26 protein-coding genes and 1 tRNA gene are annotated in these 26,479 nt (G+C 65.5%); 18 read left to right on the top strand and 9 right to left on the bottom strand.

Features of this window, described 5'->3' with window-relative positions; translation table 11 throughout:
* Positions 1-44: 44 nt before the first annotated feature.
* Positions 45-1,679: an AMP-binding protein gene (locus tag ACOQOU_RS06855; RefSeq protein ID WP_346433266.1), complete on the top strand. Its 1,635-nt coding sequence runs from the start codon at positions 45-47 to the stop codon at positions 1,677-1,679.
* Between the two features lie 87 nt (positions 1,680-1,766).
* Here the strand turns inward: ACOQOU_RS06855 and ACOQOU_RS06850 are convergent, their stop codons facing one another.
* Positions 1,767-3,635: a TRAP transporter large permease gene (locus ACOQOU_RS06850; protein ID WP_109768581.1), complete on the bottom strand. Its 1,869-nt coding sequence runs from the start codon at positions 3,633-3,635 to the stop codon at positions 1,767-1,769.
* Positions 3,632-4,225, bottom strand: coding sequence for a TRAP transporter small permease subunit (locus tag ACOQOU_RS06845; protein WP_109768624.1), 594 nt, complete (start codon positions 4,223-4,225; stop codon positions 3,632-3,634). Before ACOQOU_RS06845 ends, ACOQOU_RS06850 begins: the two co-directional genes overlap by 4 nt.
* Positions 4,226-4,572: 347 nt before the next feature.
* On the opposite strand from ACOQOU_RS06845, the gene ACOQOU_RS06840 reads away from it, so the two are divergent.
* The 10 genes from ACOQOU_RS06840 to ACOQOU_RS06795 all read left to right on the top strand — a co-directional run bounded on the left by ACOQOU_RS06840 (position 4,573) and on the right by ACOQOU_RS06795 (position 14,504).
* Positions 4,573-5,280, top strand: coding sequence for an SDR family NAD(P)-dependent oxidoreductase (locus ACOQOU_RS06840; protein WP_306025003.1), 708 nt, complete (start codon positions 4,573-4,575; stop codon positions 5,278-5,280).
* A 292-nt stretch (positions 5,281-5,572) separates the two neighbouring features.
* Entirely contained in the window at positions 5,573-7,933 is a 2,361-nt protein-coding gene (locus tag ACOQOU_RS06835) for a putative bifunctional diguanylate cyclase/phosphodiesterase (protein ID WP_306025004.1), read from the top strand.
* A gap of 258 nt (positions 7,934-8,191) precedes the next feature.
* Positions 8,192-8,866 (top strand): N-acyl amino acid synthase FeeM domain-containing protein, encoded by a 675-nt coding sequence (locus ACOQOU_RS06830; protein ID WP_306025005.1) that lies wholly within the window; start codon positions 8,192-8,194, stop codon positions 8,864-8,866.
* A 94-nt stretch (positions 8,867-8,960) separates the two neighbouring features.
* Entirely contained in the window at positions 8,961-9,182 is a 222-nt protein-coding gene (locus ACOQOU_RS06825) for an aa3-type cytochrome c oxidase subunit IV (protein WP_306025006.1), read from the top strand.
* A gap of 71 nt (positions 9,183-9,253) precedes the next feature.
* The gene (locus tag ACOQOU_RS06820; RefSeq protein ID WP_306025007.1) at positions 9,254-10,432 is read left to right on the top strand and encodes a Re/Si-specific NAD(P)(+) transhydrogenase subunit alpha; all 1,179 of its coding nucleotides are present in this window, start codon (positions 9,254-9,256) and stop codon (positions 10,430-10,432) included.
* Entirely contained in the window at positions 10,425-10,835 is a 411-nt protein-coding gene (locus ACOQOU_RS06815; protein ID WP_109768587.1) for a proton-translocating transhydrogenase family protein, read from the top strand. Before ACOQOU_RS06820 ends, ACOQOU_RS06815 begins: the two co-directional genes overlap by 8 nt.
* Before the next feature lie 8 nt (positions 10,836-10,843).
* A complete protein-coding gene (locus ACOQOU_RS06810; RefSeq protein WP_306025008.1) occupies positions 10,844-12,244 on the top strand; it encodes an NAD(P)(+) transhydrogenase (Re/Si-specific) subunit beta in 1,401 nt (466 codons plus the stop codon).
* A gap of 137 nt (positions 12,245-12,381) precedes the next feature.
* Positions 12,382-12,891 (top strand): SRPBCC family protein, encoded by a 510-nt coding sequence (locus ACOQOU_RS06805; protein WP_306025009.1) that lies wholly within the window; start codon positions 12,382-12,384, stop codon positions 12,889-12,891.
* 24 nt (positions 12,892-12,915) lie between these two features.
* Positions 12,916-13,269, top strand: a complete 354-nt coding sequence (locus tag ACOQOU_RS06800; RefSeq protein ID WP_109768590.1) for a YciI family protein — start codon at positions 12,916-12,918, stop codon at positions 13,267-13,269.
* Positions 13,266-14,504, top strand: a complete 1,239-nt coding sequence (locus ACOQOU_RS06795; RefSeq protein WP_306025010.1) for an RNA polymerase sigma factor — start codon at positions 13,266-13,268, stop codon at positions 14,502-14,504. The genes ACOQOU_RS06800 and ACOQOU_RS06795 overlap by 4 nt, the downstream gene beginning before the upstream one ends.
* Before the next feature lie 38 nt (positions 14,505-14,542).
* Here ACOQOU_RS06795 and ACOQOU_RS06790 read toward each other — a convergent pair whose 3' ends face one another.
* Positions 14,543-15,319: an aldo/keto reductase gene (locus tag ACOQOU_RS06790; RefSeq protein WP_306025011.1), complete on the bottom strand. Its 777-nt coding sequence runs from the start codon at positions 15,317-15,319 to the stop codon at positions 14,543-14,545.
* Positions 15,320-15,425: 106 nt separating this feature from the next.
* Between ACOQOU_RS06790 and ACOQOU_RS06785 the strand changes: the two genes are divergently transcribed.
* Positions 15,426-16,322 (top strand): LysR family transcriptional regulator, encoded by an 897-nt coding sequence (locus ACOQOU_RS06785; protein WP_306025012.1) that lies wholly within the window; start codon positions 15,426-15,428, stop codon positions 16,320-16,322.
* A 28-nt stretch (positions 16,323-16,350) separates the two neighbouring features.
* Here the strand turns inward: ACOQOU_RS06785 and ACOQOU_RS06780 are convergent, their stop codons facing one another.
* Together ACOQOU_RS06780 and rpsU are read right to left on the bottom strand one after the other, a co-directional pair.
* Positions 16,351-17,202, bottom strand: coding sequence for a tetratricopeptide repeat protein (locus tag ACOQOU_RS06780; protein ID WP_109768593.1), 852 nt, complete (start codon positions 17,200-17,202; stop codon positions 16,351-16,353).
* Positions 17,203-17,331: 129 nt separating this feature from the next.
* Positions 17,332-17,556 carry a 30S ribosomal protein S21 gene (rpsU, locus tag ACOQOU_RS06775; protein ID WP_109768626.1) on the bottom strand — a complete coding sequence of 75 codons (225 nt, stop codon included), beginning with the start codon at positions 17,554-17,556 and terminating at the stop codon, positions 17,332-17,334.
* 299 nt (positions 17,557-17,855) lie between these two features.
* Between rpsU and ACOQOU_RS06770 the strand changes: the two genes are divergently transcribed.
* From ACOQOU_RS06770 to ACOQOU_RS06750, 5 genes are read left to right on the top strand one after another with little or no spacing between them, the layout of a single operon-like run.
* Entirely contained in the window at positions 17,856-19,109 is a 1,254-nt protein-coding gene (locus ACOQOU_RS06770) for a sarcosine oxidase subunit beta family protein (protein WP_306025013.1), read from the top strand.
* Position 19,110: 1 nt separating this feature from the next.
* Complete coding sequence (locus ACOQOU_RS06765) at positions 19,111-19,551, top strand: hypothetical protein (RefSeq protein ID WP_109768595.1); 441 nt, start codon at positions 19,111-19,113, stop codon at positions 19,549-19,551.
* 8 nt (positions 19,552-19,559) lie between these two features.
* Positions 19,560-19,874 (top strand): sarcosine oxidase subunit delta, encoded by a 315-nt coding sequence (locus ACOQOU_RS06760; RefSeq protein WP_306025014.1) that lies wholly within the window; start codon positions 19,560-19,562, stop codon positions 19,872-19,874.
* Positions 19,871-22,882 (top strand): sarcosine oxidase subunit alpha family protein, encoded by a 3,012-nt coding sequence (locus tag ACOQOU_RS06755; protein WP_306025015.1) that lies wholly within the window; start codon positions 19,871-19,873, stop codon positions 22,880-22,882. The genes ACOQOU_RS06760 and ACOQOU_RS06755 overlap by 4 nt, the downstream gene beginning before the upstream one ends.
* Positions 22,875-23,423: a sarcosine oxidase subunit gamma gene (locus ACOQOU_RS06750; protein ID WP_375566007.1), complete on the top strand. Its 549-nt coding sequence runs from the start codon at positions 22,875-22,877 to the stop codon at positions 23,421-23,423. The genes ACOQOU_RS06755 and ACOQOU_RS06750 overlap by 8 nt, the downstream gene beginning before the upstream one ends.
* Here ACOQOU_RS06750 and ACOQOU_RS06745 read toward each other — a convergent pair whose 3' ends face one another.
* From ACOQOU_RS06745 to cpdR, 4 genes are all read right to left on the bottom strand, one after another.
* Positions 23,424-23,912 (bottom strand): MaoC family dehydratase, encoded by a 489-nt coding sequence (locus ACOQOU_RS06745; protein WP_109768599.1) that lies wholly within the window; start codon positions 23,910-23,912, stop codon positions 23,424-23,426.
* A gap of 92 nt (positions 23,913-24,004) precedes the next feature.
* A complete protein-coding gene (locus ACOQOU_RS06740; protein WP_306025016.1) occupies positions 24,005-24,694 on the bottom strand; it encodes a M23 family metallopeptidase in 690 nt (229 codons plus the stop codon).
* Positions 24,695-24,716: 22 nt separating this feature from the next.
* A tRNA-Val gene (locus ACOQOU_RS06735) sits at positions 24,717-24,791 on the bottom strand.
* A gap of 85 nt (positions 24,792-24,876) precedes the next feature.
* Positions 24,877-25,239, bottom strand: a complete 363-nt coding sequence (gene cpdR / locus ACOQOU_RS06730; RefSeq protein ID WP_109768601.1) for a cell cycle two-component system response regulator CpdR — start codon at positions 25,237-25,239, stop codon at positions 24,877-24,879.
* Positions 25,240-25,441: 202 nt separating this feature from the next.
* Between cpdR and ACOQOU_RS06725 the strand changes: the two genes are divergently transcribed.
* Complete coding sequence (locus ACOQOU_RS06725; protein WP_109768627.1) at positions 25,442-26,332, top strand: N-formylglutamate amidohydrolase; 891 nt, start codon at positions 25,442-25,444, stop codon at positions 26,330-26,332.
* Positions 26,333-26,479: the final 147 nt, after the last annotated feature.

Here is a 26,479-nt window from a genome sequence, read left to right as displayed (position 1 = left end):
TGGCGGCGCGGTGGCCGCCGGAAAGGCAGGGCAGGGAGGAATCCATGGGTTGGATGAAGGACGAGACCGGGCTGGAAAAGCGGCCGGCCAATTTCGTGCCGCTGACGCCATTGTCGCATCTGAGGCGCGCGGCCACGGTGCATGCGAAACGCGAGGCGATCGTCTATGGCGATTTCCGGATGAGCTATGCGGAGTATCATGTGCGCGTGTCGAAGCTCGCCTCGGCGCTGGCGCGGCTCGGCATCGCGCCGGGCGATGTGGTGGCGACGGTCCTGCCCAACATTCCGGCCCATGTGGAGGCGCATTTCGGGGTGCCGGCCTGCGGCGGCGTTCTCAACGCCATCAACATCCGGCTCGACCAGCACACGATCAGCTACATTTTCGACCATGGCGAAGCGCGGGTGGTGCTCGTCGACACGCAGTTTCTCGGCGTCGTCGAGGCGGCGATCGCCGAGATGGAAAACGAGGCGCAGCCAACGATCATCGAGGTGCCGGACGAGCAGGCCGGGTTCCACGCATCGGGCCGGCACCTGACCTATGAGGCGCTGATCGCCGAGGGCGACCCGGACTTCGACTGGGTGATGCCCGCCGATGAATGGGAGAGCATCGCGCTCAACTATACGTCGGGCACGACGGGCCGGCCCAAGGGCGTCGTCTATCATCATCGCGGCGCCTATCTGATCACGCTGGGAACGCCCATCGCCTGGCGAATGACGCTCTATCCGCGCTATCTGACGATCGTTCCGCTGTTTCACTGCAACAATTGGTGCCATGTCTGGACGATGCCGGCGGTCGGCGGCACCACCGTGTGCTGCCGCGATATCACCGCCAGGGCGATCTACGACGCCATCGCCGACGAGGGGGTGACGCATTTCGGCGGCGCGCCGATCGTGCTCAACATGATCGTCAACGCCAGGGACGAGGAGCGGCGCAGCTTCGACCAGACGGTGAATGTGTTCACCGCCGGCGCCCCGCCGGCGGCGGCGACGCTGGCGGCGATCGAGCCGATGGGCTTCAACATCACCCAGGTCTACGGGCTGACCGAGGTCTATGGTCCTGCCACCGAATGCGTCTGGAAGGACGATGAATGGGCAGAACTCGCCCCCGACGAACGGGCGACGATCAAGGCGCGGCAGGGTGTCGCGTTCCCCAACATGGATCATGTGACGGTGGTCGATCCCGAGACCATGCGCCAGACGCCGATGGACGGCGCGGCGACGGGCGAGATCGTGATGCGCGGCAACGCGACGATGAAGGGCTACTACAAGAACCCGCGCGCAACCAACGAGGCGTTTCGCGGCGGCTATTTCCACAGCGGCGACATCGCCGTGCAGCATCCGGACGGCTACATCCAGATCACCGATCGGGCCAAGGACATCATCATATCGGGCGGCGAGAACATCTCTTCGGTCGAGGTGGAAAGCGCGCTGATGCACCATGCGTCGGTGCTTCTGTGCGCGGTGGTCGCCAAGCCCGACGAAAAATGGGGCGAGGTGCCGTGCGCCTTTGTCGAACTGAAGGACGACGGGTCGGCGACCGAGGAGGAGCTGATCGCCTTTGCGCGCCAGAGGCTGGCCGGCTTCAAGGCGCCCAAACGGATCGTGTTCGGCGAACTGCCCAAGACCTCGACCGGCAAGGTGCAGAAATACGAGCTACGCGAGCGGGCGGCGGCGCTGTGATGGCGTTGCCCGTGCTGCGCTGAGGGGCGTCCGGTCGAAAAAAAGCGCCGGGGCGTGCCCCGGCGTTCCGGTTGGTGTCCAGCGCGCCTACTGGTCGGTCGGCGGCGGCGTGGCGTTCAGGTCGAGCGGCGGCAGGCCGAAGGCGGGCGCCGGCGCCTCGCTGTCGCCGCCGGAGGCCGCGCCGTCATCGCCGCCCAACGATGGCGGGCCGCCCAGCGGGGTGAGCTGAAGGCCGGGCAGGCCGGAACCGCCCTCATTGCCGAAGTTCGGTGCCGACGGCATGCCGCTGCCGCCAATGCCGGGCAGGCCGACCGCATTGCCCTCGGCGTCCTGGCCGCCAAGCGAGGGCAGTTCGATCGTCACGTTGTCGATATCGATCACCGGTGCGTCGTCATTGTAGTGGGTGACGATGCGTGGGAAGAAGATGACCACCATGATGGCGACGAACTGGATGGCGATATAGGGGATGACGCCCCGGTAGATCTGCATCGTTTCGATGCCCTTGATCCGCTCGCCGGTGACCTCGTCGTCCCAGTCCTGCCTTGGCGCGATCGATCGCAGGTAGAAGAGCGCGAAGCCGAACGGCGGCGTCAGGAACGAGGTCTGCAGGTTGATGCCCAGAATGATGCCGAGCCAGATCAGGTCGATGCCGAGCGTTTCGGCGGGGCCGACCAGCAGGGGCACGACCACGAAGGCGATCTCGAAGAAGTCGAGGAAACAGCCCAGGATGAAGACGATCACCGTGACGACGACCAGGAAGCCGGTCTCGCCGCCGGGCAGCGACAGCAGCAGTTCCTCGACCCAGATCTTGCCGTTGATGCCGTAAAAGGTCAGCGCGAACACGCGCGCGCCGATCAGGATGAACATGACGAAGGCGGTCAGTTTGGTCGTCGAGTCGAGCGCTTCCTTGAGTGTCTTGAGGTTGAGCCGGCCCTTGAGCAGCGCAAGCACCAGCGCACCGGTGGCGCCCATCGCGCCGCCCTCGGTGGGTGTGGCGATGCCAAGGAAGATGGTGCCGAGCACCAGGAAGATCAGCGCCAGCGGCGGGATCAGCACGATGATGACCTGTTCGGTCAGCCGCGAGACGAGGCCGAGCTTGAAACGCCGGTTGATCAGCGAGACGCCGAGCGCGAAGAGGGTGGCCGTCGTTGCCGAAGACACGAAGCGGTTCTCGTAGCTCATCCCGGCGTAGAGGAAATTCATGCCGGCATAATGGATGACAACCGAGATGGCGATGATCGCAAACAGCGACAGGATGCCGCCGCCGAGCGTCCGCGTCTCGGGCGGCAGTGCCGGGACCCATTTGGGTTGAACGAGTGTCAGCACGAAGATGTAGGCGCAGTACATGCCCATGATCATCAGCGCCGGATAGAGCGCGCCGACATACATGTCGCCCACCGAGCGGCCGAGCTGGTCGGACATGACGATCAGCACGAGCGACGGCGGGACGATCTGCGCCAGCGTTCCGGCGGCGGCGATCGTGCCGGTGGCGACCGGGCGGTTGTAGCCGTAGCGCATCATGATCGGCAGCGAGATCAGGCCCATGGCGATCACCGAGGCCGCGACGACGCCGGTTGTCGCGCCCAGAAGACCGCCGACGATGATCACCGCAAAGGCGAGGCCGCCGCGCAGGGGGCCGAAAAGCTGGCCGATCGTGTCGAGAAGGTCTTCCGCCATGCGCGAGCGCTCGAGGATGAGCCCCATGAAGGTGAAGAAGGGGATCGCCAGCAACACCTCGTTGCGCATGATGTCGAAGGTGCGATTTGCATGCAGGCCTAGAAAAGTCGGTGACAGGGTGATTTCGCCGGGCGCGAAAATCGACAGTTCGACGGCAAGGAAAAAGAAGATCAGACCGCCGGCGGCAAGCGTGAAGCCGACCGGATAACCGATGAGCAGCATCGCCATGACGGTGATGAACATGACCGGCGCGAGGTTGTGGGCGATGATCTCGATCATTTGTTCTTCATCCGCTCTTCGAGGTCCGCACCGGATTCCATCTCCTCGATCATCGGCGGCAGTTCATGCTCGGCGGTGGGATCTTCGATGAGCCCCCGGATCACCGCGATGCGCTTGATGATTTCGGAGATGCCCTGGAAGCTGAGGAGCACGAAACCGGCCAGAACGAGGAACTTGGCCGGCCACAGGATGAGGCCCGACGCGTTGACCGAGATCTCCTTCGAGGCGAACGAGACCCAGAAGAAGGGCCAGGAGATCCAGACCATGATCAGGCAGAACGGCATCAGGAAGAAGATGTGTCCGAGCAGGTCGATCCAGTCGCGGGTGCGTTTGGAAAAGCCGGAGGTGGCCACGTCGATACGCACATGTTCGTTGCGCAGCAGTGTGTAGGAGGCGGCCAGCATGAAGACGGCGCCGTACAGATACCACTGCAGCTCGAGCCAGGCGTTGGACGAATTGTCGAAGATCTTGCGGATGGTCGCATTGCCGGCGCTGACCAGCACGGCGACCAGGATCAGCCACGAGACCGACCGGCCGATGAACGTGTTGACGGCGTCGATGCCGGCCGAGACTCTCAATAAAGCAGCCATACTCCTCCCCTGAGCTTGCCGCGGGCCCGCGTTCATGGTTGCAAGGCCATGGCCGCCGGTCGCCGCACCTTGTTGGTCCGCGACGGGAAAATCAAGGCGCGCCTCCACCGCGACGCGAACCGGGCAGGGTCGGCAGCTAGCACCTCTTGGGGCGAATGGCAATGAATGGTAAAGATTATTAACCAGTGAAACGTCCGATGGGTGACGCCCGGGCGCCGATTGACGTCGCTGTCCGTTTGGCGTTGATGAACCGTTGGGGCGCAGTCGAGGGCGGATCGTATATGGACATGCATGTGGCGCGCGGGGCCGGCGACCCGCTTTTTTCCGTTGAGGGAAAGGTTTGCCTGGTGACCGGGGCCTCGACCGGGCTGGGTGCGGGATTTGCGCAGCATCTGCTGGCGCGCGGGGCGCTGGTGGTCAATCTGAGCGACACCGCGCCGGACTGGGATCCGGGCGAACTGGCCAACCGTTTCGCGGACATGCGCGGCGATGTGCGCGATGATGAAGATGTGCGCGGTGCGATCGGCACGGCAACCGATGCGTTCGGCGGCTTCGATGTTCTGGTCAACAATGCCGCCGGGTTCTGCGTCGAAAAGGCGGCGCGGCAGGACGCGGGCGGGTTCGGCGCGCTCATGGATCTGAACGTGACGGCGGTGGCCAATCTGTGCCGCAGGGCGCATGAGGTCATGCGCGGCAATGGCGGCGGCGCCATCGTCAACGTCACCAGCATTCTGGGCAGGCGGCCGATGCGCGGGCTTTCGGCCTATGCAACCAGCAAGGCAGCGCTGGAACAGTTGACACGGGCGCTGGCGCTGGAATGGGCGGCCGACGGGGTGCGGGTCAACGCGCTGGCACCGGGCTGGTATCCCACCGCCATGACGCGCGGCCATCTCGATGCCGGGCTGGCACCCATCCTGAAGAACTCCATCCCCATGGGCCGTCTGGGCGTGCCGGACGATCTGGCGGGCGCCCTGCTGCTGCTGGCGTCCGATGCCTCGCGCTACATGACGGGCACGACGATCACAGTCGATGGCGGCTACGACGTGCGAAGCTGAGCGAGCGTAAGCGCGGACTGACCCCCAAAATATTGGGGGGCTCCGCCGCTCCCCGTGTCAGCGCCTGAATTATTTCGGTATATAGTATAAACTCGCCGATTTCCACCGTGGTTTGACAGAATTAACGAATTCTTCATGGACTATATTCTAGTTTCGCTGCGTCACCTCGGCCCGATGTCATGGGCCGCTCCGGTGAAAAGGCCCGGACGGACGGGCCATACTGTCCCGATTCAAGAGCCTTACACCGTTCATTAACGGCGTCGGTCGTATCGTCCTGCCGAAAGGGCAGGCAATGACACGACTGGATCGATCGCCGCACGGCGATGAAGCCGAGATCGACATCTATCTGAACTTTGTCGACAGCCTGTTCGCTGACCGGCGCAGCATGCTCGTCGGTCTGACGTTGCAGGTCGCCATCTCGATCTGTGTCTATTTCGAAAGCGGCGTAGCGGCGACAGGCATCTGGCCTGCCATCTTCATCGCCGCGACATCGGTGCGGTTCTACCATACCGCCCGCTATTCGCGGCAAAGCGCCGCCGCCGCCCAGCTTCCCATTCCCGAGAGGCTGAAATGGGCGCAGGACTGGGAGTTGCGCTACACACTGTCCTCGACGCTTTCCGCATTGGCGGTGGGCATGTTTGCCTGGTTCTGCATCGGTATCGTGGCAACCGAGTTTTCGATCATTGCCGGCCTTTCGGCTGTTTTCGCTGCAATGCCGACCATTGTCGGCCGGTTGTTCGGATCGGTCAGGTTGGCGGCGATTGCCACGATCAGCATGCTGATCTGGCCGGCCATCATCCTGTTGTCGCACGACGGCTGGGCCAGCAAAATGGCCGTGCTGCTGTTCCTACCTTACATCAGCCTTGTTCTGTCCATGGTGCGCCGCGTGCGAGAGCGGGTCGTCGAAGCGGTAAGGGGGCGGCTCGAGAAGGCAGAAATCGCCGAGCGGTTCAACCTGGCGCTGACCAACATGTCGCACGGCGTGATCATGTTCGATCGCCACCAGCGGGTCGTCGTCATCAACCGCCGCGCCCGGCTGATCCTGCAGATTCCCCATCATGTGAACGCCGAAGGGCGCAGCTTTTCCGTCCTGATGCGCTATGCGCGCCGGTTCAACCTGGTGCCGTCCGACCACGCCGGCTCTTTCCAGGACGTGGTGTCGAGCCTTCTGGTCACCGACGGAAGGAAGGCCGAAATACGGCTGACGAACGGGGTGCATGTCGAGTTTTCCGGCACGCAAAGGCCGGAAGGCGGGTCGGTGCTGATCCTTGAGGACGTGACCGAGCGGGCGCGGGCGCAGGAGCGCATCAAGGCGATGGCACGGTTCGACAGCTTGACCGAATTGCCCAACCGGACGCATTTCGGCGAAGAGGCCGTTCGCCGCGCAGACGAAGCCGATCCGGAATCGCGGTGTCTGCTGATCGCTTTCGATGTCGATGACTTCAAGCGCGTCAACGATTCGATCGGACACGCCCAGGGCGACGCGCTGCTGCGGGCCATCGCCCGCCGGCTGCGCCGCGACTATGGCGATTGCGCGGCCATTTCCCGGCTCGGCGGCGACGAGTTCATGATGTTCGTCGACCGGCTGCCGGTCGACTTCGAGATCGGCGCCTTCGCCGACGGGCTGCGTGACTGTCTGCGGCGTTCGTTCCGCATCGGACCGGAGAAGGTGTTCGTCACCCAATCGTTCGGCATCACATACGGCAAGGCCGGCGATTTCGATCTCAAGCGGGCGATGGTCGAAGCCGATCTGGCGCTGTACCATTCCAAGGCGATGGGCAAGGGCGTATGGTCGCTGTTCGAGCGCGACATGAACGACCGCTATCTGCGGCGGCAACTGCTCAAGGGCGAACTGGCCAAGGCGATCGAGCTGGGCACGCTGTCGGTGCGCTACCAGCCGATCGTCGAAGCGGCGACCGGACGCATCGCCGGCTGCGAGGCGCTGTCGCGCTGGCATCATCCCGAGCACGGCAACGTCTCGCCGGCCGAATACATTCCGCTGGCCGAAGAGATGGGCATCATCACGAAGCTGACCGAAAGCGTCATCCGCACAGCGACACGGGAGTGCGCGCGCTGGCCGGATCATGTGACCGTGTCGGTCAATTTGTCATCGATCGATTTCCAGCGTGACGGCATCGGCCAAACCATACAGAACGCGCTTGAGACGGCAGGACTGCCGGCCAATCGGCTGATCGTCGAAATCACGGAGACGGCGGTGATCAGCAACGAGGCCGACATGATCGATCGCCTGACCCGCATTCGAAGAACGGGCGTCGGGATCGCGCTGGACGATTTCGGCACCGGCTATTCCTCGCTGAGCTATCTGCACCGGTTGCCGCTCGATCGCGTCAAGATCGACCGGTCGTTCGTCGCCGGCATCGAAACCGGCGACACGCCGCTGGCTCTGCTGCACGGCATCACCGATCTGTGTCATGGGCTGGGCCTGAAGATCACGGTCGAGGGTGTCGAGACCGCCAGCCAGCTTGCCATCGTGCGCGGGTCGGGCAAGATCGACAAGGTGCAGGGTTATCTGTTCGGCCCGGCGCTTCCGGCGACCGCGATCGCCGAGATGGCGACGCGCATGCCGGCCGAAAATGCCGCTGCGGACGCGCCCGCCGCCGTTGCGCAACCGGGAACGGCCGCTACCGGCTGACAGGCGCTCCGCCCGCTCCTCAATTCTCCGCATGTTCTGCCTGTACCAGGATAACACAAGTCTGACCGCCAGCCGGCCGTTCATTAACAGTTAACCTTAACAAGAGATTACTATTTCTTGGGAATTTACGCGCATTTTCGTAAAAGATAACCTTGCGGCAGGTCAACCTACCAAGGGGACGACGCCGTGGATCGCAGCGCGACAAAAGTACCAAGCCGACAACGCACCGACGCCGTCGCAGATCGTTTGCTTTCGGTCATGGATTCGGTCGAGTATCGCCGTATCTCCACACCGGAAGACTTCGAAGATGTCGGCGCGCTGCGCCTGCGGGCGTTCAACCCGCGAGACATCTACGAGAGCAAGTTTGAGTCGCCCGTGATCGAACCGCTGGACTTCGAGCCGGACACCTATGTGTTCGGCCTTTATCATGCCGACCAGCTCGTTGCGTCGATGCGGTTGAACATGCTGTCGGCGAGCACGCCGCCGACGCCGGCGATGGAGTATTTTTCCGAGACGCTTTCTCCACTGCTGGCGCAGGGCATGGTGTTCGTAGACCCCAGCCGCTTTGCCATCGATCCGGATTTGGCACCGTTCGTGCCAGCCTTGCCGCTCCTGACACATCGGCTGTCCACTATGATGACGCTGCACAAGGGCGCCGATTACTGTCTATGTCTGATCAAACTGCAGCATGAGGCCTATTATCGCAGGGTGTTCGGCGCGACGCGTCTGGCCGGCCCGATCCATCCCGAAGGCCTGTTCATCGACGTGGTCCTGCTCGGCATTCCCCGTAGCAATGTCGACTACATCATGAGCCGAAATCCGCTGTTTCACTACACCGAGACCGAAGCGCGGCTCCTGTTCGACCGGCTCGAGGATGCGCTGCCGCCGCTGTGCGTGCGGCCGACCGCCCGCTACGCGCTCAACGCCGCCTGAGCGTCGGCGGCTGCCGTCTCGCATGCGCCATTGATGTGCGGCGCAGTTTTCGCTATGCGCACGGCAGCATCCAACACGACGAGCGGAGACCGCCATGGGCGAGCAGACCGAGACCAACCACGACGCCGGCGCGGCAATGGACTATCCGGAACATGAAAAAACGTTCAACCTGTTCCTCGCGCTGACCAAGTGGGGCACGGTCGCGACCGCCGCGCTGCTGATCGCCATGGCGTTCGGCTTCTTCGCCGGCGGCGGCCTGTTCGGCGGCATCATCGTTTTCGTCCTGCTGATGATCGTTTCGCGGTTCGTGCTTTGACACGAAACGTCGCCGGGCGCATTGACATTGCGCGCGTCCGGTCCAGTTAGCTGCGGCGGGGGAGACCGGTTTTGCCACTGACATTATTCGTTGCCAAGGAATCGCAGGCCGGCGAGCCGCGCGTCGCCGCCTCGCCCGACACGGTCAAGCGGCTGGTCAAGGCCGGCCACACCGTGACGGTGGAAAAGGGCGCGGGCATTTTGTCGCGCATTCCCGATGCGGATTTCGAGGGTGCCGGCGCGTCGATCGTCACGGCCGCCGCCGGTGCCGGCAAGGCCGATGTGGTGCTCAAGGTGCGCCGTCCAACATCGCCCGAACTGAAAAAGTACAAGAAGGGCGCGGCGGTCATCGCCGTCATGGACCCCTATGATGCCGAAAAGGCGCTCGGCGAGATGGCCAAGGCCGGTCTTTCGGCGTTCGCGATGGAGCTCATGCCGCGCATCACCCGCGCGCAATCGATGGATGTTCTGTCGTCGCAGGCGAACCTGGCCGGCTATCAGGCGGTGATCGAGGCGGCGGCGGCCTATGACAGGGCCATGCCGATGATGATGACCGCGGCCGGCACGGTGCCGGCAGCCAAGGTGTTCGTGATGGGGGCGGGCGTTGCCGGCCTTCAGGCGATCGCCACTGCGCGGCGCCTCGGCGCCGTCGTCACCGCTACCGACGTGCGGCCGGCGGCCAAGGAACAGGTGGCCTCGCTCGGCGGTAAGTTCATCGCGGTCGAGGACGAGGAATTCAAGGCGGCCGAGACGGCGGGCGGCTACGCCAAGGAAATGTCCAAGGAATACCAGGCCAAGCAGGCCGAGCTGGTCGCCGAGCACATCGCCAAGCAGGACATCGTCATCACGACGGCGCTGATCCCCGGCCGGCCGGCGCCGAAGCTGGTTTCCAAAAAGATGCTCGATGCGATGAAGCCCGGCTCGGTGCTGGTCGATCTGGCCGTCGAGCGCGGCGGCAATGTCGAGGGCGCCAAAGCCAACGAGACGGTGACCACCAGGAACGACGTCAAGGTGATCGGCATTGCCAACATGCCCGGACAGGTGGCGGCGTCCGCATCGCTGCTCTACGCCAAGAACGTGCTGGCGTTTCTCGAGACGCTGGTCGACGGCGAGAGCGGGGCGCTCAACATCAATCGCGACGACGAACTGGTGGCCGCGACGCTTCTGACACATGACGGCGCGCTGGTGCATCCGCGCTTTGGCGGCGAGGCGCCGGCTGCCGCTGACAAGGGGGAAAAGGCCGATGGCTGACGACAGCGTATCCCGGGCGCTCGACGCGCTGGACAGCGCCGTTCAGGGCGTGCGCGAGGCGGTTGCCGATGCGCCACCCGCGGTGGCCGCCGCCGCCGACGCGGTGCAGACCGGCGGCGTCAGCGAGTTCGTCTTCCTGTTCTCGATCTTCGTTCTGGCGATCTTCGTCGGCTACTACGTCGTCTGGTCGGTGACGCCGGCGCTGCACACGCCTTTGATGAGCGTGACCAACGCGATCTCCTCGGTGATCGTGGTCGGCGCGCTGCTGGCTGTCGGCATTTCCGAAAGCGGGCTTGCGACGGGCTTCGGCTTCGTCGCCCTGGTGCTGGCCTCGGTCAACATCTTCGGCGGCTTCCTCGTCACCCAACGCATGCTCGCCATGTACAAGAAAAAAGACAAGTGAGGCGCTAGATGTCCGTCAATATCGCCTCCTTCCTCTATCTCGTTTCCGGGATCCTGTTCATCCTCGCGCTGCGCGGGCTGAGCCATCCGACCACCTCCCGTCAGGGCAACATGTACGGCATGATCGGCATGGCCATCGCGGTCGTGACGACGCTGCTGGTGGCCGCCCCGAGCTTCGGCGGCGGGTTCATGATCCTCGCCGGCATCGCCATTGGCGGGTCGGTCGGCGCCTATGTGGCGCGCAACATCGCCATGACCGCGATGCCCCAGCTCGTCGCCGGCTTTCACTCGCTCGTCGGCCTCGCCGCCGTTCTGGTCGCCTCCGCCGCGCTCTACTCGCCGGCCTCGTTCGGCATTGGCGATGTCGGCTCGATCAAGGCCGTGGCGCTGGTGGAAATGTCGATCGGCGTCGCCATCGGCGCGATCACGTTTACCGGCTCGATCATCGCGTTCCTGAAACTGGACGGGCGCATGTCGGGCAAGCCGATCCTCCTGCCGGCCCGGCACATCATCAATGCCGGCATCGGCATCGCGATCATCGTCCTGATCGCGGTTCTGGTCGGCACGGAAAGCCACACCGTCTTCTGGCTGATCGTCATCCTGTCGCTTCTGATCGGCGTCCTGATCATCATCCCGATCGGCGGCGCGGACATGCCGGTTGTGGTCTCGATGCTCAACTCCTATTCGGGCTGGGCGGCGGCGGGCATCGGCTTCACCGTCGAGAATCTGGCGCTGATCATCACCGGTGCGCTGGTCGGCTCGTCGGGCGCGATCCTCAGCTACATCATGTGCAAGGGCATGAACCGCTCCTTCATCTCGGTGATTCTGGGCGGCTTTGGCGGCGAGGCGGTTGCCGCCGGCGGCGATGACGGCATCGACCGCACCGTCAAGCAGGGCTCGGCGGACGACGCCGCCTTCCTGATGAAGAACGCGTCGAAGGTGATCATCGTACCGGGCTACGGCATGGCCGTCGCCCAGGCCCAGCACGCGCTGCGCGAACTTGCCGACACGCTGAAGGCCGAGGGCGTCGATGTGTCCTATGCGATCCACCCGGTGGCGGGCCGTATGCCCGGCCACATGAACGTGTTGCTCGCCGAGGCCAACGTGCCCTATGACGAGGTGTTCGAGCTCGAAGACATCAATGCCGAGTTCGCCCAGGCCGATGTCGCCTACGTCATCGGCGCCAACGACGTCACCAACCCGGCGGCGCGCGACGATCCGTCCTCGCCGATCTACGGCATGCCGATCCTCGATGTCGACAAGGCCAAGACCTGCCTGTTCGTCAAACGCTCGCTCGGCTCGGGCTATGCGGGCATCGACAACACCTTGTTCTACAAGGACGGCACGATGATGCTCCTGGGCGATGCCAAGAAGATGACCGAGGACATCGTCAAGGCGATGGACGACTGACGTCAGCCAAATCCGGCGCTTTTCGAAAAACCGCGGCACTTGCCGCGGTTTTTTTGTCGGCAATGTCGATCGGACCCGTGTCCGTTCGTCACCCCATTGAGAGCGATGGTGCTCTCGGTGACGAAAGGACAATCATCATGACGCTTCTTCAAATCCTCGCAGCATCGGGCGCTGCGGTCGCCGTTCTGGCGGCATCGACCCTTTTGCTTCCGAGGCAGGTCCATGTCGAGCGGCAGGCGCTGATCGACGCCGACGCCCGGGCCGTCTTGGCGCTTGCGGCCTCCGGGGAAGGCTATCAGCGCTTCAATCCCTACAGGTCCACCGATCCGGACCTGTCGATCACGCTGTTCGGGCCGGCATCGGGTGTCGGGTCGGGCTTCCATTTTGCTGGCAAGGACGGCAAGGGCAGCCAGACCGTCGCGGCGGTCACGGGCGATGCCGTGCACTACCAGATCGATCTGGGCCCGATGGGCAAGCCGTTGCAGACCATCCGCGCCGAGCCGAAAGACGGCGGCGCTCATGTCACATGGTCGATGCAGGCCGATATGGGGTTCAATCCGATCGGCCGGGTCATGGGCCTGTTCATGGACCGCATGGTCGGCCCGACCTTCGAGCGCGGCCTTGCCAATCTTCAAACCGCAGCCTAACCGCATCCAACAGGAGACACACCGATGCGCTACACCTTTCTTCTCTACTCCGACCCCGCCGACTTCGCCGACATGACCCAGGAGGACTGGGCCGCCATGCAGGAGGTCTATGGCGCCTATATCGGCGCGCTCAAGGAGGCTGGCGTCTTCGTCGACACGGACTGGCTGCAGCCGGTCGAGACCGCAACGACGCTGAGCCTTAAGACCGGCAGCAGGACGGTGCAGGACGGCCCGTTCGCCGACACCAAGGAGACGCTGGGCGGCTATTTCGTCATCGACGTGCCCGATCTGGACGTCGCCATGGCCTGGGCAGAAAAATGCCCCGCCGCCAAGGCCGGCAAGGTCGAGATCCGCGCCTCCGCCATGGGCGGCGCATGACCGAGGCGGCCCGCGCCGCCGAAAGCGCGGCGCGGGCATCCTACGGAAAGCTGATCGCCATCCTCGCCAAGCGCAGCGGCGACATTGCCGGCGCCGAGGACGCGCTGGCCGATGCCTTCGCCAAGGCCCTGAAACGCTGGCCGGAAACCGGCGTGCCGGACAACCCCGAAGCCTGGCTTCTGACCGCGGCGCGCAACCGGATGACGGACACGCAAAGACGGCGCGCGCGCTTTCCCGAAACGGACGCGATCCCCGACATGGCAGACAGCGCGACGACAGCCGAAACGATGCCCGACGAGCGGCTTTCGCTGATGATGGTCTGCGCCCATCCGGCGCTGCCGGAGGACCTGCACACGCCGCTGATGCTGCAGACCGTGCTCGGCGTCGAGGCGGCCGACATCGCCCGCGCCTTCGTCGTCACGCCGTCGGCCATGGCGCAGCGCCTGGTTCGCGCCAAGCGCAAGATCAGGGATGCGCGCATCCCCTTTCAGATGCCGGACGAAACCGACCTGCCCGAAAGGCTGGGCGCGGTGCGCGAGGCCATCTATGCCGCCCATGCGCTGGACTGGCTGGCACCGAGCGATGCGCTGGGCCAGGAGGCGCTTTATCTCGCCGACCTGTTGCGTCATCTGGCGCCGGACGACGCGGAGGCGCACGGGCTTGCCGCGCTGATCGCCTTCGGCCACGCGCGGCGCCACGCGCGCATCAGGGACGGTATGCTGGTGCCGCTCGACGAGCAGGACGCAACGCTGTGGGACGGGCGTCTGATCGTCTACGGCCAGACGGCGCTCGCAGCGGCCCATGCACGCGCCGCGCCCGGCCGGTTCCAGATCGAGGCGGCGATTCAGGGCCTGCATCTGGACCGCGCCAAGACCGGCAGGATCGACTGGCTGGCGCTGGACAAGCTCTATTTCGGCCTTGGCCGGATCGCGCCCTCGCTCGGCGCGGCGGTCGCCCACGCCATCGTCATCGCTGAACGGCACGGGCCGCCGGCCGGGCTCGACGCATTGTCGCGGCTCGACGAAAAGGCGACGCGCGCCTTCCAGCCCTTCTGGGCCGCGCGCGGCGCGCTTCTGGCCGACCTGGGCGATATTGCCGGCGCCATCGAAGCCTATGAGAAAGCCGTTTCGCTGTCCGTCGAACCGCCGCTCAGGCGCTATCTGGACCGGAGGATCGAGAGCATGCGCGCCGGCGGCCGGCCCGCGGCGAAAGCGGGGGATGCACGACCGGAGTAGACGCGCAAGGCATGGCCGGGCGGCTCCGGCGGGGGGCGTCAGAGCAGATCCCATGCGGTGATGTTCTGGCGCATATGGCCGACCGATGTCGTGCCCGGAATGGCGATGATATTGGGCGACCTTTCGAGCAGCCATGCCAGCGCCTCGCGCGGCGCCAGTTTCGCGCCGTGCTGCATCGGGTTGGCGCCCAGCGGTCCGTAGGGGATGAAGGCGATGCCTCTTGCCGCCGTGTAGTCGACCAGGCCGTCGTCGCCCGTTTCATCCATGTTGAAGCGGTTCTGGACGCTGGCGATCGGCGCGACCGCGAGCGCCCGGTCCAGTTCTTCGCGCGTAACGTTCGACAGGCCGATATGGGCGATGCGGCCGTCTGCCCGCGCTTCCGCGAGCGCCGCGACGGAGACCTCGACGGGCGTTTCGGGATCGACCCGGTGAAGCTGGAACAGGTCGATCCGGTCGCGCCGCAGATTGACCAGCGACTCGTCGACCTGCCGCAGCAGCGTGTCGCGCGATCCGTCGGCGGTGATCCGGCCGGGTTCGGGCTTGTCGACGCCGCCCTTGGTGGCGAGCGCCACGTCGCGGTCCGCCAGCGCCTCGCCGACGATCCGGTCGGCGGTCAGCGGGCCGTAGGACCGGGCGCTGTCGAAGAAGGTCACGCCGTCATCGGCCGCCGCCCGCAGCAACGAGATGCCGCCTTCCCAGTCCTCATAAGGGCCAAAATTGCCGGGCTGGCCCGTCAGGCGCATGGCGCCAAATCCGATCCGGTTGACCTCGATGTCGCCGCCGATGCGATAGGTCCGGTTGGGTGTGTCTGTCATCTCGCTCTCCATTGTGGCGGCCAAATCCGCCAGTGCCCGCAAACCTATCGATACGCCGGCATCGTCGGTAGACGAGTGCAAAGAGCTATTGTTATACACTTAACGTATGACTCGATCACTCGACCGCCTGACGCTTCTGGAAACCTTCGTGCGGATTGCCGAGCGCGGCTCGATCAGCGCGGCGGCCCGCGATCTGGGCCTGTCGCAAGCCTCGGCGAGCCGGCAACTGGCCGATCTCGAAGAACGCCTGGGCGCACAACTGATCGTTCGCTCGACGCATCACCTGAGCCTGACCAAGGCCGGCGAGCGGTGCCTCGCCGATGCACGGCTGCTGCTGGCCGAATGGGAAGGGTTCGCCGAGGACTTTGCCGGCGACGCCGACCGCATCGCGGGGCCGCTGAAGATCGTCGTGCCCGTTGCGCTCGGCCAGACGGTCGCGCTCGACTGCGCCGTGGCGTTTCAGGCGGCCCATCCCGAAATCGTCCTGGACTGGATCCTCGATGACGCGCCGATCCGCTTTTCGGAGGTCGGCTGCGATCTGTGGCTGCGCGTCGGCGCCGTTCCCGATGAAACGCTGATCGTGCAGCCGCTGGCCGAGGTGGAACGCATCGTCGTGGCCGCACCGGGTTTGGTGGGGCCGGCTGACGGCGATCCACAAGCGCTGGCGAACGTGCCGTGCGCGGCGCTGCACCCGTTCGAGGGCGGGCGATGGCCGCTGACCGGACCCTTGGGAAAGACGGCCGATCTCGATGCGCGCGTGACGTTCGCCAGCAACAACATCGCGACCACGAAACGCGTCGCCGTGGCCGGCGGCGGCTATGCCATAATGCCGCGCTGGCTGGTGGCCGCGGAACTCGAAGCCGGCACGCTGGTCGAGCCGTTGCCGGGGTGGCGTGCCGCGTCGCTGACGATCAACGCCGCTTTCGCGCCGGCGCGGCGTCAGACCCGGCGGCTGCGCCTGTTCATCGATGCCATGAAGGACGGGCTGGCCGGCTTGGCATAGCCATTGCCGAGGCGCGCGCCAATCGCGATCAGCTCACCCGGCTCATCGCCGAGCGGGCGATCGAGAAATCGGGGTCGAGCTGAAGCGCCCGGCGGAAGGAGCGCTTGGCGCGCTCGCGCTCGCCGCGCTGTTCGTAGACGAGGCCCTGACTGGTCCAGCTCTCGGCGCTGCGATCGTCCAGTTCGATGGCGAAGTTGGCATCGGCGAACGCATTGTCGAGCTGGTTCAGCGCAAGGTAGGAGATGGCGCGGGCATTGTAGGGCTCGGGCGCATCGGGCTGCAGCGAGATCGCCGTCGAGAAATCGTCGATGGCGAACTGGTGCTGGCTGCGGCCCTGATAGATCAGGCCGCGCCGGTGATAGGCGCGCGGATCGGTGGTGTCGAGCTGGATGGCGCGCTCGAAATCGCGGAACGCCTCGTCCGTGCGGCCGGCGCGGCGGTAGAGTTCGCCGCGGCCGACAAAGGCCTTGTCATAGCGCGGATTGATCTGCAGCGCGGCATTGTAGTCGTTGGCCGCGCTCGTCTGGTCGCCGAGCAGCCGGTGGATCAGCGCCCGGTTGGCATAGGCCTCGAAGAAGCGCGGATTGAGGGCGATGGCCTGGTTGAAGTCCTCGAGCGCCTCGCGATAGCGGCCGCCGCGGCCGAAGGCCGAGCCGCGCACATTGTAGGCTTCGGCGTCGCGCGGATTGGCGCGGATGACTTCGGTGAGCGAGGCGATGTTCTGGGCGCTGCCCTGTTCGGCCTCGATGCGCACGGCTTCGCCCTGCAGCGCCGATGTCTGGCAGGCGCCGAGCGCCAGCCCGGTCGCGCAGACCAGCGCAAAGCGCGTCAGACGCGCCGCGCCGGCCGTGCCGCGTCTGGCTGAACCCTGATCGCCCATCGTCACTTCCCCTCTCGACCCCATGCACCTTCGCACAAAAATGGCGTGGCCATTGTCAGGTCACGCCATGCTTGCATGTCAATCTGGACAATATCGCGGCGATGCCGTCGGCACCGGTGCCGCGGGGCCTCAGCGGCCCTTGCGGCCGCCCAGAAGGCCTTCGCGCTGGGCGCGCTTGCGGGCCAGCTTGCGCGTGCGGCGCACGGCTTCGGCCTTTTCGCGGGCGCGCTTTTCGGACGGCTTTTCGTAATGGCCGCGGAGTTTCATCTCGCGGAACACGCCTTCGCGCTGCATCTTCTTCTTCAGGACGCGCAGCGCCTGGTCGACATTGTTGTCACGGACAAGTACTTGCAATTTGATCCCGTTCCTTCGGTGTTCGAGGCTGGTTTGGCCGGTTTTCGCGTCTGCGAGGCTGCCGAAACACGGAACGCAAAAATCGGTTCGCAGAGCCGCCGGCCAGACGATTGCCTGCGGCATATCAGCTTCGGCACCACAAGTCCAGTCTGCCCGATGCAGATGACAGGCCTTTGTCGGCGTTGGGAAAAGCGGTCTGTGGCAAGGCTGTGCGCGTCCTTTGCCGTCGCAATCCGGCTGGAAGTCGCCTGCGCGCTATGCTTTTGTGCCGGCCAGTTTGGCATCAACGGTGAGGGCCGATGCGCCGATTTTCCGGATTTGCCGTGGCGCGCGAGGCGATGCGCGCACACAAGGGCTGGGGCCGCCAGTGGGACAGCCCCGAACCGCGTTCGTCCTATGACGTGATCATCGTCGGGGCAGGCGGGCACGGGCTGGCGACCGCCTATTACCTGGCCAAGGAACACGGCATCACCAATGTCGCGGTTCTCGAAAAGGGCTGGCTGGGCGGCGGCAACACCGGGCGCAACACGACGATCATCCGCTCGAACTATCTCTATGACGAATCGGCCGGGCTCTACGACCATGCGGTGAAGCTGTGGGAGGGCCTGAGCCAGGATCTCAACTACAATGTCATGTACTCGCCGCGCGGCGTGATGATGCTGGCGCACAATGTGCATGACGAGCAGGTGCTCAAGCGGCACATCCATGCCAACCGGCTCAACGGCGTCGATAATGAGTGGCTGACGCCCGAACAGGCGGGCGACTACTGCCCGCCGCTGAACATTTCGCGCGGCGCGCGCTATCCGGTGACGGGCGCGGCGCTGCAGCGGCGCGGCGGCACGGCACGGCACGACGCGGTCGCCTGGGGTTATGCGCGCGGCGCCTCGGCGCGCGGCGTGCATGTGATCGAGAACTGCGCGGTCACGGGCGTCCGCCGGTCGGGCAACGGGCAGGTGACCGGCGTCGAGACGACGCGCGGCTTCATCGGCGCCAAGAAGGTGGGCGTTGTCGCCGCCGGGCACACATCGGTCTTGATGGAGATGGCCGATGTGCGCATGCCGCTGGAGAGCTTTCCCCTGCAGGCGCTGGTCTCCGAGCCGGTCAAGCCGTGTTTTCCGTGCGTGGTGATGTCGAACTCGGTGCATGCCTACATTTCCCAGTCCGACAAGGGCGAACTGGTGATCGGCGCGGGCACCGACCAGTACACCTCCTATTCGCAGACCGGCGGCCTTCACATCCTCAAGGACACGCTCGAAGCGATCTGCGAGATGTTCCCCGTCTTCACGCGCATGAAGATGCTGCGCTCGTGGGGCGGCATCGTCGATGTGACGCCCGACCGGTCGCCGATCATCGCCAGGACGCCGGTGCCTGGCCTCTATGTCAATTGCGGCTGGGGCACTGGCGGGTTCAAGGCGACACCCGGTTCGGGCCATGTGTTCGCGCACACGATCGCCAACGACAATCCGCATCCGATCAATGAAGGCTTCACGCTCGAGCGGTTCACCACCGGCCGGCTGATCGACGAAGCGGCCGCCGCGGCGGTGGCGCACTGAGATGGTTGGCCTGGCGGCGATGACCCTTGCGGCCGGCATGGCCGCCACGCCGGTCGCCGAGCCGGGCGAGCGGAACATTTTCCGCATCCCGCGCGCCGGCGATGTGCGCATGCAGACGCTGACGCGGGCGGGCGGCGAGACGGGCTGGCCCTTCACCGTCGATGAAGGGCTCTTGATGTGCGTGTTCGTGGCCGGCCGGCCGACCGTCTACTTCGCCGTCGTCGAAGAGCATGACGAATGGCACGAGGACCCGCCGGTGCGGATGGTGATCGTGTCGACCGATCCGTTCGACGCGACGCTCGCCAACATGGCCGTCAACGACCTGATCGTCGAGACCGGCGGGCCTGCGGAGCGCATGGCGCTGTTCGCGCCGTTCGAGCGAATGGGACGGCGGCTGTGCGACCAGCCGCGCGGCACCGAGATGGGCCCCGGAGAATTGTAGGAAAGCCGATGCTGTTGATCCATTGCCCCTATTGCGAGGAAGCGCGCCCGGAGATCGAGTTCCGCCATGCCGGCGAGGCCCATATCGCCCGGCCCGCCGACATCGCCTCGCTGACCGATGAAGAATTTTCGCGCTTCTTCTTCTACCGCGACAACCCCAAGGGCATCACGTTCGAGCGCTGGCGCCATGTGCATGGCTGCGCGCGTTTCTTCAACGCCGCGCGCGACACGGTGACCGACAAGTTCCTCGTCACCTACCCGGCGGGCGAAGCGAAGCCGGACCTGGTCGAAGCGGCCAACGAGAATGCGAAGGGGGCGACATGACCGCGTCCACCGCCATACAGCCCAACCGCGTCGACGGTGCCGGGCGTCTGACGCCGGCCAATCCGGTCCGGTTCAGCTTCGACGGCGAGACCTATCACGGGCTCGCCGGCGACACGCTGGCCTCGGCGCTGCTGGCCAACGACATTCACCTTGTCGGCCGGTCGTTCAAATATCACCGGCCGCGCGGCATCCTGACCGCCGGGCCCGAGGAGCCGAACGCGCTGGTCGGCATTGCGCGCGGCGCGGCCCGCCGCCAGCCGAACGTGCGCGCCACGGTGCAGGAAATCCATGACGGTCTCGACGCGACCAGCCAGAACCGCTGGCCGTCGCTGACCGCCGATGTCGGCGAAGTGAACGACTGGATGTCGCCGGTGTTCGCGGCGGGCTTTTACTACAAGACCTTCATGTGGCCGAAAAAGGCCTGGGACACGGTCTATGAGCCGATCATCCGGCGCGCGGCGGGCCTTGGCGTCGCGCCCGATCAGCTGGACCCGGACCGCTATGCGGCGCGTTACGCCCATTGCGACGTTCTGGTCTGCGGCGGCGGGGCTGCGGGGCTGAGCGCGGCGCTGGCGGCGGCCGAAAGCGGCGCTTCGGTAATCGTCTGCGACGAACGGGCGGCGCCCGGTGGCGCGCTGGCGTTCGAGACCGATGCGCGGATCGACGGCCAGGACGGCCATCGGTGGGCGACCGAAACGGCGGCGAAGCTGGCGGCGATGGACAATGTCCGCGTGCTGCCGAGGACGACCGCGTTCGGCTATTATGCGCAGAACTTCGTCGCGCTCGCCGAACGGCTGACCGACCATCTGGACGAGCCCGCCCCCTCCATGGCGCGTGAGCGGCTTTGGCAGGTTCGGGCCAAGCGCGTGGTCATCGCTACCGGCGCCATCGAGCGGCACATGGTGTTCGCCAACAATGACCGGCCGGGCATCATGCTGGCTTCGGCGGCGCGGCATTATCTGAACCATTATGGCGTTTTGATCGGCCGCACGGTCGGCGTCTACACGGCCAACGATTCAGCCTATGCGGCGGCGTTCGATCTCAAGCGCGCCGGCGCGGAGATCGCGGTCATCGCCGATATCCGCCAAACGGTCGATCCGGCGCTGCTGGAAGAGGCGGGCCGGCTCGGCATCCGCGTTCTCACCCATCACGCGGTGGTCGCCGCCGGCGGCAAGCTGCGGGTCTCGTCCATCGTCGTCCGGCCGTGCCGGGGCGGCAGCCGTCAGGTGATCCCGGTCGATGCGCTGATCATGTCGGCGGGCTGGACGCCGTCGGTGCACCTGTTCTCGCAATCGCGGGGCAAGCTGCGGTTCGACGAGGACGGCCAGCGCTTTCTGCCCGGTGAATATGCGCAGGACTGCGCGTCGGCGGGGGCCTGCAACGGCGCCGCAAACCTGGCCGCAACGGTGGAAGAGGGCCTTGCGGCGGGCGAAGCGGCGGCCAAAGCCGCCCGACCCAAGGCCACGGCAAAACCACTCTCGATCAAGGCCGAGTCCGGCGGCTCGTGGGACGGGCTGATGCTCGGCGCCGGGCCGAACCCGGAGGCGGGCAAGGTGGTCAAGGCGTTCGTCGATTTCCAGAACGATGTCACCGAAAAGGACATTCGGCTGGCGGTGCGCGAGGGCTTCCATTCCATCGAGCATGTCAAGCGCTTCACCACCAACGGCATGGCGACCGACCAGGGCAAACTGTCCAACATGCACGGGCTGGCGATTGCCGCCGAGGCGCTCGACCGGCCAATACCCGAAGTGGGGCTGACGACCTTTCGCGCGCCCTATACGCCGGTGACCTTCGGCACGATCGTCGGCCACGGGCGCGGCGCGCTGTTCGATCCGACGCGCTGCACGCCGATGCATGAGAGCCACGAACGGGCGGGCGCGGTGTTCGAGGATGTCGGCCAGTGGAAGCGGCCCTGGTACTATCCGCGCGCCGGCGAGGACATGGCGGCGGCGGTCAACCGCGAATGCGTCACGGTTCGCAAAAGCGTCGGCATGTTCGATGCCTCCACGCTCGGCAAGATCGAAGTGGTCGGCCCGGACGCGGCGGCGTTCCTGCACCTGATCTACACCAACCCGTTCATGAAGCTCGGCGTCGGCCGGCTGCGCTATGGCATCATGTGCCGCGAGGACGGCTTCATCTATGACGATGGCGTGGTCGGGCGGATCGCCGAGGACCGTTTCCATGTGACGACGACCACCGGCGGCGCGCCGCGCGTCCTCAATCACATGGAGGACTATCTGCAGACCGAATTCCCGGAGATGAAGGTCTGGCTGACCTCGACATCGGAACAATGGGCGGTGATCGCGCTGCAGGGTCCGAAAGCGGCGGAAGTGCTCGCGCCGTTCGTCGGCGGCTTGGATCTGTCGAAGGAGGCGCTGCCCTTCATGAGCGTTGCCGAAGGCACGTTCGCCGGCGTGCCGATGCGTCTTTTCCGTATGTCGTTTGCCGGCGAGGACGGATTCGAGATCAATGTGCCGGGCGATTATGGCCGGGCGGCATGGGACGCGCTGCACGACAAGGTCGCCGAGGCCGGCGGCTGCGCCTACGGCACCGAGACGATGCATGTGCTGCGCGCCGAAAAGGGCTACATCATCGTCGGGCAGGACACGGACGGCACGGTGACGCCGCACGATGCGGGCCTTTCCTGGGCCGTCGGCAAGGCAAAGGACGATTTCGTCGGCATTCGCGGTCTCAAGCGGGCCGATCTGGCCGGCGGGGGGCGGCGGCAGCTTGTCGGCCTGAGATCGAAGGACGGCAGCACCGTGCTCGACGAAGGCGCGCAGATCGTCGCCGATCCGAACCAGCCGCCGCCGATGGACATGATCGGCTGGGTGTCGTCCTCCTACTTGTCGGACAATTGCGGCGGGCCGATCGCCATGGCGCTGGTCGAGGGCGGGTTCGACCGGATGGGCGAGACGCTTTACGTGCCGATGCCGGACGGCGTCGTCGAGGTCGAAGTGCGCGACACCAATTTCTGGAACCCGGACGCGGAGTCAGACAATGGCTGAGGCGATGACGATCGAACGGCGCCACCCGCTGGCGGGCCATGTGTTCGCCGGAACGGGCGTGGCGCTGACGCCGGCGCATGCGGCGTTCCGCACCAGCCTGCGCTGCCCGTCCGCATCGGTTCCGGGCTTGTCGGATGCGCTCGGCGTCGCGCTGCCGCGCACGCCCAAGACATCAGTCACCGAAAAAGGCCGGTCGGCGCTGTGGCTCGGCCCGGACGAATGGCTGCTGATCGACGAAAAGACCGATCCGATGGCCGACCTTGGCGGGATCGATGCGCTGCATGCGGCGGTCGATATCTCTCACCGCAACACGGCGGTTTTGGTGTCCGGACCAGGCGCGGCGGATGTCATCAATGCAGGCTGTCCGCAGGATCTGTCGATGGAGGCGTTCGGCACCGGCGCCTGTTCGCGCACCATCTTCGGCAAGGCCGAGATCGTCCTGTGGCGGGTCAAGCCGTCGGTGTTCCGGATCGAGGTGTGGCGGTCGTTTTCGGACTATGTGTTCGGCTATCTGGCCGAGGCCGCGCGCGACGGCGGCTGATCAGCTTTTCGGCCGGACGATCATCAGCGTCAGCCATTTGGCGGTCATCGCCGGCTTGGTGCTGTTTTCGATTTCCAGCGTCACGTCATAGGTGAACAGGATGCGGCCGGACGGCCTTATGTCCGCATCGGCGAGACCGAAGATCGCCCGCAATCGCGCGCCCGCCCTGACGGCAGCATGGAAGCGCACTTCGTCGAACCCGTAATTGACGCCCATGCGCACATCGCCGTCCAGATCGGGCAGCGCCTCATAAGCAAGGGTCGACAGGAGCGACAGGGTCAGAAAGCCGTGCGCGATCGTGCCGCCATAGGGCGTTTCGCGGGCGGCGCGCTCGGGATCGACATGGATCCACTGGTGATCGTCGGTTGCGTCGGCGAACCCGTCGATCATCGCCTGCGTGACGGTGCGCCAGCTCGAGGTGCCGACGGTGGTGCCGACAAGGCCGGGAATTTCGTCGATGGCGATAAGGGTCTTGGGAGACGCGGTCATGGGCTCGCCTTGCGGTGTCGGTACGGAGTTGAAAAGGGGCGCGGCGGTCTTGGACCAGCGGGGTGGCGCGAGTCAACGCGCAGTTGCGCCGATCAGCGCGATGCACTCTCCCTGCAGGGCACCGGGTAGGTGGTGCGGAACACGCCGTCATCGACGGGGCGCTCTGGATCGAAGCAGGTGACGCGTCCGACGCCATCGGCCCAGAACAAATGCGGGTCCTGGGGTGCCACGATTCTGCGGCCGCGCGTGCGGTGCACTTCGAAATGCAGGTGCGAGATCGCCGCGGCGAGGATGCCCGTGCGGCCCATCGTGCCGATCTGCTGGCCGCGCGCGACCTGCATGCCAGGCTGCACGCGGCGGCTGTCGAGATGCATGTAGACGGTGCGCGTCCGGCGTCCGGTGGCGTCGACGCCGTGATCGATCACCACCCGGTTGCCGTACATGGGCTCCATGAAAGAATCCGTGACGCGGCCCGGCGCGGCGGCGATCACGGGCGTGCCGACGCGGGCGATGATGTCGATCCCCTCATGGAAGGAGGACGGGTTGCTGCGGCCGCCGCGATTGCCTGCGACGCGGAACTGCTGGGAGATCGACGGCGCGTTGGCCGGCATGATCACGCGGATCTCGTCTTCGACCAGCGGGCTGTAGATGGCCGCCGTGCCGTAACCGTCGCCGGTGCAGGCTGACAGGGCCAAAAGTGCCACAAGGGAAGCAACGGCGCACGCGAAGCGGTGAATGCGGTTCATCGGCGTCCCCCCGGGCGTTCCGCCGGCGCCGCTCACGTTCCTTGCCGAGGGAAACAGATGGTGGGCGATACTGGGATTGAACCAGTGACCCCTTCGATGTCAACGAAGTGCTCTCCCGCTGAGCTAATCGCCCATCCGTGTGGGGCGGCATACACCATGAACCGCCTTGACGGTCAAGTGGGGTCGTTTCGCATTGTGGGCAAGCGGCAAGGGCGCGTTCAGGCGGCCTGGATCAGCTTTTCGACCTCGTTGACCAGATCGCGCAGATGGAAGGGTTTGGACAGGACCTTGGCATCCTTGGGCGCCTGGCTGTCGGGGTTCAGGGCGACGGCGGCAAAGCCGGTGATGAACATTACCTTGAGGTCCGGATCGAGCTCGGTGGCGCGGCGCGCCAGTTCGATGCCGTCCATCTCCGGCATCACGATGTCGGTCAGAAGCAGGGTGAAGGGCTCCTCGCGCAGCCGCTCATAGGCGCTCGCGCCATTGTCGAAATCGGTGACCTCGTAGCCCGCCTTTTCCAGCGCCTTGACCAGAAAGCGGCGCATGTCGTTATCGTCTTCTGCCAGCAATATCCGTTGCATGTGATGTGCTTCTCTCACTCGATGCGGGGCGCCGCGCGCGCGGCTGTCGCACAGACATTACAGATCATGGTAAAAATGCGGTATATGCGCCGGCGGGTCAATCGGGCGCGGCTTGTTCGGCGCCACGCTCTGGACAATGGGTGCCGCCCCTGTCAACACTGGTCGCCACCGAAACCGCGCCGCAGGGGAGGCGCCTCCGACGATGCTGATCGCGCCGGACTTCTGCCATCATCCCGCCTTCGAGGTGCGGGTTCCCAAGCGCCAGACCACGCCGTTCGTGTTCAACTCTCCGCACAGCGGGCGCCATTATCCGCGCCGCTTTCTGGACATGACGCGGCTCGATGCGCTGGCCGTCAGACGGTCGGAGGATTTCTTCGTCGACGAGCTGTTCCACGGGGCCACCGAGCTTGGCGCGCCGATGCTGCTGGCACATTTCCCGCGCGCCTATCTGGACGTCAACCGCGAACCCTATGAGCTCGATCCGCGCATGTTCTCGGACCGGCTGCCCTCCTTCACCAACCGCCAGTCGATCCGTGTCGCCGGCGGCCTCGGTACGGTGCCGCGCGTCGTCTCGGAAGGCCAGCACATCTATGCCCGGCGGATCGGCTTTGAGGAGGCGCGCCAGCGCATCGAGGGCATCTACAAGCCCTATCATTCCACGCTGCGCGGCCTTCTGGCGCAGACGCACCGGCAGTTCGGGCAAGCCGTTCTGGTCGACTGCCATTCCATGCCTGCCTCGATCCGCATCGGCGCGGAGGGCGTGCGGCCGGACTTCGTCGTCGGTGACCGGTTCGGCACCAGCGCCAGCGCCGGGATCACCGAGGCGGCGATCAACATTTTGCGGGCGATGGGCTATATGGTCGCCGCCAACAAGCCCTATGCGGGCGGATTCATCACCGAGCATTACGGACGGCCGGCCAAGGGGCTGCATGCGGTGCAGATCGAGATCAATCGCGGTCTTTATGTCGACGAGCAGACCTTGCAGCGCAAGCCGGGCTTCGACGCGCTGCGCGAGGATCTGTTCCAGTTCATGGCAACGCTGGTCGACTTGCCCCAGAGCGCCTTTGCGGACTATTCCATCGCCGCCGAATAGGCGTTTCCCGACAGGTTTCGCGCAAAAAAAAGACCGCACTCGAACGAATGCGGTCAAAGTCTAGGGAGGAAACGCCCAGGAGGGCGTGACAGGCAAGCCTGTCGATGATCAAGGTATGCTGCAACGCACAAAAGTCAAGAGTTGCGG

The organism is Oceaniradius stylonematis (assembly GCF_965223445.1).
Lineage (GTDB): Bacteria > Pseudomonadota > Alphaproteobacteria > Rhizobiales > Rhizobiaceae > Roseitalea > Roseitalea stylonematis.
The sequence above is the reverse complement of the archived record's forward strand: the minus strand, read 5'-3'. Positions and strand labels throughout refer to the sequence as shown.